General features: G+C 40.2%; 4 protein-coding genes and 1 pseudogene. 3 read left to right on the top strand and 2 right to left on the bottom strand.

Annotated features, from left to right (window positions below):
- Together J5224_RS22655 and J5224_RS22650 are read left to right on the top strand one after the other, a co-directional pair.
- Window positions 1-309 (top strand): annotated as a pseudogene (locus tag J5224_RS22655) (glutathione-disulfide reductase); the annotation flags it as partial.
- 504 nt (window positions 310-813) lie between these two features.
- Window positions 814-4,611, top strand: a complete 3,798-nt coding sequence (locus tag J5224_RS22650) for a dermonecrotic toxin domain-containing protein (protein ID WP_264627504.1) — start codon at window positions 814-816, stop codon at window positions 4,609-4,611.
- A 72-nt stretch (window positions 4,612-4,683) separates the two neighbouring features.
- Here J5224_RS22650 and J5224_RS22645 read toward each other — a convergent pair whose 3' ends face one another.
- Complete coding sequence (locus tag J5224_RS22645) at window positions 4,684-5,946, bottom strand: valine--pyruvate transaminase (protein WP_264627505.1); 1,263 nt, start codon at window positions 5,944-5,946, stop codon at window positions 4,684-4,686.
- A 305-nt stretch (window positions 5,947-6,251) separates the two neighbouring features.
- On the opposite strand from J5224_RS22645, the gene J5224_RS22640 reads away from it, so the two are divergent.
- Entirely contained in the window at window positions 6,252-7,736 is a 1,485-nt protein-coding gene (locus J5224_RS22640) for a PhoPQ-activated pathogenicity-related family protein (protein WP_264627503.1), read from the top strand.
- Window positions 7,737-7,780: 44 nt separating this feature from the next.
- On the opposite strand, the gene J5224_RS22635 is transcribed toward J5224_RS22640, so the two are convergent.
- The coding region (locus J5224_RS22635; RefSeq protein ID WP_319802470.1) for an NAD(P)-dependent oxidoreductase at window positions 7,781-8,236 on the bottom strand (456 nt) is incomplete at its 5' end.

Here is an 8,236-nt window from a genome sequence, read left to right as displayed (position 1 = left end):
ATTGGCACGGTCGGGTTGACCGAACCGCAAGCGCGGGAAAGATTCGGTGATGATCAGGTTAAAGTCTACACCTCTTCTTTCACCGCGATGTACACCGCCGTCACCCAGCACCGTCAACCGTGCCGCATGAAGCTGGTGTGTGTCGGGCCGGAAGAGAAAATCGTGGGCATACATGGTATCGGCTTTGGCATGGATGAAATGCTGCAAGGCTTTGCCGTGGCGGTAAAAATGGGCGCGACCAAACGCGACTTCGACAATACCGTGGCGATTCACCCGACCGCATCGGAAGAGTTTGTGACGATGCGCTAAGTGCGACAATAAGGCAGTATCTGTAAGGCGATCTATGCTTAAAAAGAAGCTCGATTACGAGCTTCTTTTTTATGGGTGGCATTAAATGGTTTAGATCCTCGGAGCCTCAGTCTTATAAACAAATAGAAATACAGTGACTACGTGAGAAAACTTACCAGACCTTGTAGAGGTATACGGCTCAAGCAGCGCAGGAGCTTGCTTTATCCCATTACACTTAGCAGTATCATTAATTTCCGCATATTCATTGAAATATCAAAAAAATCCCTTCGGATGTATCGTGCTTTTATTTTAATTCCTACAGCTATAATAACAACCATGACTAAACTTACTGACTGTCTTTATTATTTTTTTCTGATTAAATTGATAAGATGAAATGGTTGTTATGCTGAAATAATTGTATTGTCTCATGGCCTTTTTGAACTACTTTAGTATATTACCTATTTTTATTTAAATTTCATATTTTATTTTCACGCTAGTTTTAATTTAAAAATCAGGAATGATAGTATGATTAAAAAAGTGTCATTAGCTGTACATCATAGAGAGTCCGTTGGAAATTACATTCGTTCACAAGATCAAAAACAGAAAAGTTATAGATATCAAAATAATCTGGTGACAGGGCTTGCAAAGCAGAAAGGACTTCACTCAGAAAATAGACAGAGAAGAAATATATCTATAGCGATGGTGAGATTATTTTCGCTTTTTTCTTCTATTCAAAGCAATAGCACTTACCCATTGATAAAGCAGCGTTATTCTTCCGAGAGTTACGGTATCCATCATAACTTACAAGAAATTTCACATCAGCATACTGATATCCATTTTCAGAACGCATGCAGTAAAATAAGCAATGAAGCGAACCAGACGGAGATGTTATCACAAGTAAACGATTTAGATATGGATAAACAACGTGTGTTAATATCGAGTATGAACAGAAAAATGGGGAATGTGATTGAGCAGGTGATTGATGGGTTACATAAGGTTAGTGATTTTATACTTCGCCATGATCCTTTATCATTTCCATCGGTGGGAGCATCACAAATCAGTGAAGAAAATAATGTGACATATAAAGACGATATTGTTTTTTCTAATAACATAGAAGAATCTGATCAAGGATGGTTTTCAAAGAGAAATAACCTAATTGATGTGTTTAACAATGGTTCAATAAAGTCAGAATGGTCTAAAATTAATGAATATTATAATAAATATCAATCAAAATACCCAACCTTAGTACAATTAGCTAGTGGGAAATTAAAAAATGAAATTTATTATAAATATAAATTAGACATTGACCCCGATCGAGTTTTTTTTATTAAGTTTAGTAACACCATGTATTATGGCCATGAAAAAATCCACTTCTCACCTACGTATATAAACAAAACACTTACTGAATGTCTTTTTACTAATTTTGGCGGGAGTATACAAGACAATATGCAAGACATGGATGCAATGTGTGGGATTTATATGTACTCTTCTCCTGAAAAAAAGGAGTATCATGCTTCTGAGGAAGTAAAAATAAAACCAACAGCATTTATTAATTTAGTTTGGAATATTGATTTTTATACTTATGCAAAAAATAAGATAAATGAGAAGTATGAAAATAGTGAAGATCAGTCAAATAAACTTATCGTTGATTTTTTTCTTCATATTTCAATTTGTGACCTTCTTGATGGGGAACAGAAAAGAGACATTTTGAAATGTGTTTTAGGATTGAAGTGTGGTAATTTTTTCATATTTAATCTTTACATAGGTGATTATCAATCCTCGAATGCATTTTTATTTAGAGATAATTTAAGTGAAAATTTTATTGTTTACTTTCCAAATAGCGACTTTAAATTTAAATGGTTTTCTAATGATGAGGAAATGAATTTATGGATTATAAATTCGAGTAAAGATAAATCGAATCGAGAGATGATTGCTTCTCATTTCTCCTTAGAAAATCAACAGGATGGTTTGATTAAAGATGGCGTGAAGTCAATATTGGTTTCATTAAGCCAGGGAAGTAGTAAATATAGAATTATTGCTGAGAATAAAGAGAGTATTTCCCCATGGGATTTTTTTAATTTGTTTGCAGTTAATATGAAAGATAAAGAGTTATCCGATTTGGACTATTTTGTAAAATCTGATGCGGAAGTAAAGAGAGATATGTGGGAGGATATGATTGATGCATCTGCAATTATTCCTAATCCAGTGTCACCTTTTCTATCTCTGGGAATGCATATTGAACATATAATGGATAGTGATACGTTAGAAGAAAAAAGAATGGAGTGGGATAAAATACGTGATGATATCATTAATATTATTTCTTTCATTATAATAGATAAAGTTTTTGGGAAAATAAATATGGAGGAACATTTTTCAGTCAATACGGAAGAAAAAAATATAAACACAAAGTATCAAAGCGTAGAGAGCAGATATTATATTGATGAAGAAAATAATCATTGTCACCGAGTAGCACGAGGTATTGCCGCAACAAAGTTATGTATGACTATAAACAATATAGATAAAACAGATGATTTTTCTTTATCAAAAACTTCAGCTAATAGAAATTATTTTACTAATTATAAATTACCAAAACTAAATAATCCTCCAGTCTGGTATCAGAAGGAAAATATTTTAAGCAAGGCTATTTCAGCTGAAGGTGTGATTTTTTATGATCCGTCAGAACCCAATAGGATAATAAAATTCTATAGAAAAGAACATAGCGAGATAAAAGCGAATAATAACGCTAAAATATTTAGGAAGCTTTATGAGGGGGAATTTGTTTGTGTCATCTCTTTACAAGATGAGTCGGGACGAACCTTTATGGCGGTAGATATGCCAAAACTCAGTGGAACAACACTAGCAGATATTAGAGGTGAAAAAGATATAACTAAGGCCGTGATGGTTGCTAAAGAATTTATAAAGAAAGATCCCGTGGAGGGGTTAATAACAACGCTTCAGAGTTTGAATGTAAATATTAAAGACTTTAATGTTGGTAATATTATATTTGATTCAACGAAGAAAAAATTCATCTTGATAGATTTTGATTACGCTGACATGTCATCGGTTGTGACTGATTCGCTCTATAAAACCATGTACAAATCTCTTTATACAAAGATAAAACAAGACTTCTTAGCGATAGAATGGAAAGTTGATTCAGATAAGAAAAGTTTTTTTATTAAAAAAGCAATTAATAGAATGGACAAAAGATTTACGGCATTAATCATGGATGGAAAAAAAGCAAGACTTTCTCATTTTAAAGAAGCTATAGAAAGATATAATAGAGAAACCAAAATCCCTGTGTCATGGGCACTCAAGCGTTGGATCGATTATAATATGCCAACATCCTATGTGAGCATTAGTAAGTTGTCTTTCCCTGATCAGGTGGGGCTTAGAATGGATCAATTAAACCAACGATATATAAAAATTAGCAATAGATTTTTCAAAGTAGAGGAGCATGATGGTCGATTTTTCTTAAAGGATAGAAAAGAAGATAAACTATATTTAATATTTAAAAATGAAAAATTTTACCCAGACAATATAATAACACATGGGGGAATGTTGTCGTCCACTCTAGAAGAGGACCGTTTAACCCGTGCTATTAACTCTAATACTGGATTGAAATTAAATAAAAATATAGTATTAAATAAATCCTGGACTCTATCAACGGTGAAGATAAAAAGTTCGAATGTGGTTAACAACGTATCAATTGGTTCACGTGTTGATGTGACGCTCACTTTAATGTATAAAGCAATGTCGAAAAGCTTTATTGATATGCCGAATTTGCAGTGGAATGAAAGTATCAAGTTTAAGAAGAATAACAATAAATGGATTTATGAGGCTAATATGTTTGACCATAACCCACACAGTCGATTTTTCTTTCCTTGGATAAACCGTTATATTGAAGCTTATCATTATATAAAATCCTCTGATAAAAAAAATTTTAATGGAAATGTAAAGATATATAAAAATGATTTAGGAATGATTTCGCCTAATGAAATAAAACATGCATCATCTGTGAAGGACATGATAAGAAGCGTGCAGGATTATTTGTCAAAGAAGGGTGGGGTAATTGAAATCACACTGACAGACCTTCCTAGACTCATTAGAACATATCACACAAAAAATGCAGAAAGAGTGCTGGGTTTTAATGTGGCTTTTGATGACAGAAGTGTTTTGAAATTTTACCAAGGTATTTCTCTTCCGACAGATAGTGAAGGTACAGCATTTATATCAATGAGTGATGATATAAAACTTGCGTTGGGTACCGCTAATGTCACGCCCCCTCGGCGGGTCACTGAACCGAGAGTAAAACGTGCTCTCTAAGATTGTTTTGCATCATGGCATCCTAAGGGATGGAGGCCATGAATGTCAGTCTATGGGGCGTAATATATGTTCTTACTTGGATGTGTTAACTTCGTGTCGCGCTAACTTGACCTCTTGAGCCAGAATCGCAATGCCTTGTTCGATTTTTTCTGGATCAGGTACATAGTTCATGCGCAAACATTGGTGGGCATGGGGCCAGTCTTCTGCCAAACCGGGGAAGAAATAGTGACCAGGTACCATCAATACGCCGCGTTTTTTTAACCGTTGGTAGAGCGTTTCCGTTGAAATGGGCAGATCCTTGAACCACAGCCACAGAAAAATTGCCCCTTCCGGTTTATGGATCAGGCAACGTTCTGGTGACAGATAACGGCGGATCATGGCGATGGTTTCCGTAACGCGCTGTTGATAAAACGGACGCACAACGTCTTTGGATAAACGTAGCAAATCGCCGCGCACAATCATTTCGTTAGCTATCGCAGGGCCGATTGAGCCGGGCGACAGGCTAACTATTCCGTTCATGTTGCTGATGGCAGAGATAACCTGCTCATTGGCAATGATGATGCCACATCGCGATCCCGGCAGGCCCAGTTTAGACAAGCTCATGCAGAGAATGGTATTGGTGTTCCACAGTGGCGTGGCGTCGCTAAAAATGATGCCGGGGAAGGGAACGCCATAGGCATTATCGATCACCAACGGTATATCGTGCTGTTGAGCAAGTTGGTCCAGATGGACCAGTTCTTCGTCTGTCAACACATTGCCGGTAGGGTTGGTCGGGCGTGATACGCAAATCATCCCGATGTTATCACCGATGGTTAAATTATCGAAATCGACATGGTATTTGAATTGGCCTTCAGGCAGTAATTCGATCTGAGGGCGCACGGAGACAAACATATCTTCATCCAGTCCGGAATCGGCATAACCGATGTATTCAGGCGCGAGCGGGAACAGCACTTTGCGTGATGCTCCCCCCTCATAACGGCCTGCAAACAGGTTGAACAGGTAAAAGAAGGCGCTTTGGCTACCGTTGGTCAGCGCAATGTTTTGCGGCCCAATATCCCAACCAAACGTTTGCTGGAGTAAGGATGACAGGTTGGTGAGAAGCGTGTCTTTCCCTTGTGGGCCATCGTAATTGCACAGCGCTTCGGTCAAGGTACCGGCACTCAACATCTCCTGGCACAGTTGCTGAAAGTAGGTATCCATCGCCGGGATGTGTGCGGGGTTGCCGCCGCCCAGCATGATGGCACCTGGGGTACGTAACCCATCATTCAGGTCATCCATCAATTGGGTGATGCCAGCGTGGCGGGTGAATTTGTTGCCGAAAAGAGAAAAGTTCATCATGTATCGCTTAAAGGTAATGCCAACGTTAACAAAGAACATAGCGCTTGCTGCCGGTGGCTGCAATGGTAACCCGCTTGCCGACCGTCTTTTGTTCCACAATGCGCTAAAGGGAAAAAAATAATAGGTGATGTTATCGCGTTGCCGAAAAGTTTCAAATACCGAGACAAAAAATAACAGGTGTTAGATCTATATACAAAGGTAAAGTAGACTGCTGGAAATTGAAAATACGTATTCTACTTACTCGTTCATTTAATATCGTACGGATACACTATCAAGCCTCAGTTCATTAATAAGGACAATAAATGAAGATTGATAACCTCACTTTTATTTTCTTCTTATTATTTATAGGGTTTCTATCTCAAGCCAACGCATTGGAAGTGGGATGCCATGATGATAAGGATACTGATTTAACGCGAGTAATAGCGTGTTATCGTGAAGATTTGGCGGCGATGCCGATAAATTATCATTACGAGGGTGATGATATTCAGGCGGACGTCAGTGTGAAGAAATACCGCATGGTCTCCCAATCCTGGTCACCCGGAGGATTGGTGCAACCCGCACAATGGCAACACAACGTTGATATCTATCTCCCTGCCCACCCTGTTAAATCACAGCATGCGCTGATGGTTGTCAATAACGGCACCAACTACCCGAATGGTATTGTTAAAACCAACGTGAACAACGAATTCAGCCCAGAGATGCTGGCTTCTATTGCCCGCGCAACCAAAGCAGTTGTTGTCTCTGTAAGCAATATACCGAACCAATATCTTACTTACGATGCGGATAATAAACCGTTGAAAGAGGATGATAATGTTGCACGCAGTTGGTCATTATTCATGGATAATCCGGCGCTGAGAACGCGGGCTTCCGTGCATATTCCTATGGCGACGGCGGTGTCACAGGCGATTAGAGTGGCGAAGGAAGAATTAAAAGCACAGGGTATCTCCCGGTTTATTGTGACGGGGGCATCCAAACGAGGCTGGACATCTTGGTTGACCTTTATTTCTGATCCTGATGTCGATGCCGTAGTGCCCTTTGTTATCGACTTGCTGGATACACGCACTGCACTGGCGCATATGTATCGCTCTTACGGTGGCAATTGGCCCATCGCATTTTATCCTTATTATCAGCAGAGTATAGACAAAACCATCAATACCCCGGAATTTCAGGCGTTGATGAAAATTGAAGACCCAATGCAATATTTAGCCGCGGGCCAGTCTGCACAATTTAATAAAGCAAAATATATCGTCAATGCCAGCGGTGATGATTTTTATGCACCTGATAATGCACGCTTTTATTATGATGTATTGCCAGGAGCGAAATCTCTGCGCGTGATTCCCAATACCAGCCATAACGGTATTTTAAAATACGTTGAACGCACGTTAATTACCTTTGTAAATCGGTTTCTGAAAAATAAACCGTTGCCACAACTCACTGCCATACTCAAAGACGATGCGCTGAGCGTCACTTTTTCTGAAAAACCTGTCGTGGTAAAACGCTGGACGGCAAATAACCCTGAGGCACGGGATTTCCGCTATGCCTGTGATGTTCGCTATCAGGGAACCACCGTGACGCTTCCCAGCCACGGGCCGGTAAACCTGGCGTTAAATTCACAGCATGCTGGCTGGCAAGCGACCTTTGTGGAAGCCACGTTCAAGGACGGATTTGTTGCGACCAGCCGGGTTTACGTGACGCCGGATGATGTTTTCCCGACGGCCGCACCGCCAGTCAACGGCAATGTTTGCAAGACACTGCCGGGCCGTGGACTCGGTGAACGAGCGCCTTAAAGGGGAATAAGCGCGCCAACACAACCGGGTTGGCGCGCAATCGGCTATTTAAGCACCTGTGGGTTGACGCAGTTTTCTTCAACGTCGCCAGTGAGTGCGGCGATAAGATTATCAACCGCGCAGGCGGCCATGCCGTAACGCGTTTCGTGAGTGGCGGAACCAATATGCGGCAGCGCAACGACATTGGGTAGCTTCAGCAAGGGGGAATCAACCGGCAACGGTTCCTGAACGAACACATCCAGGCCTGCAGCATGGATAGTCCCGTTGCTGAGGGCTTTGACTAATGCGGCCTCGTCCACTACCGCACCGCGACCAATATTGATCAGAATGGCGCTGGATTTCATTTTTGCCAATTGTTCATGGCCGATCAGATGACGTGTTTCTTCGGTCAACGGCAGGGTAACGCAGAGAAAATCGGATTCTGCCAGTAAGGTATCCAAATCGCAGTAGCGTGCGTTAAAGCGCGTTTCGGCTTCGGCATGATGGCGTCGCGCGTTGTA

The sequence above is a fragment of the Candidatus Symbiopectobacterium sp. NZEC135 genome (genome assembly GCF_025962695.1).
Note: the sequence above shows the minus strand (reverse complement) of the source record. Positions and strands in the feature narration are given on the sequence as shown.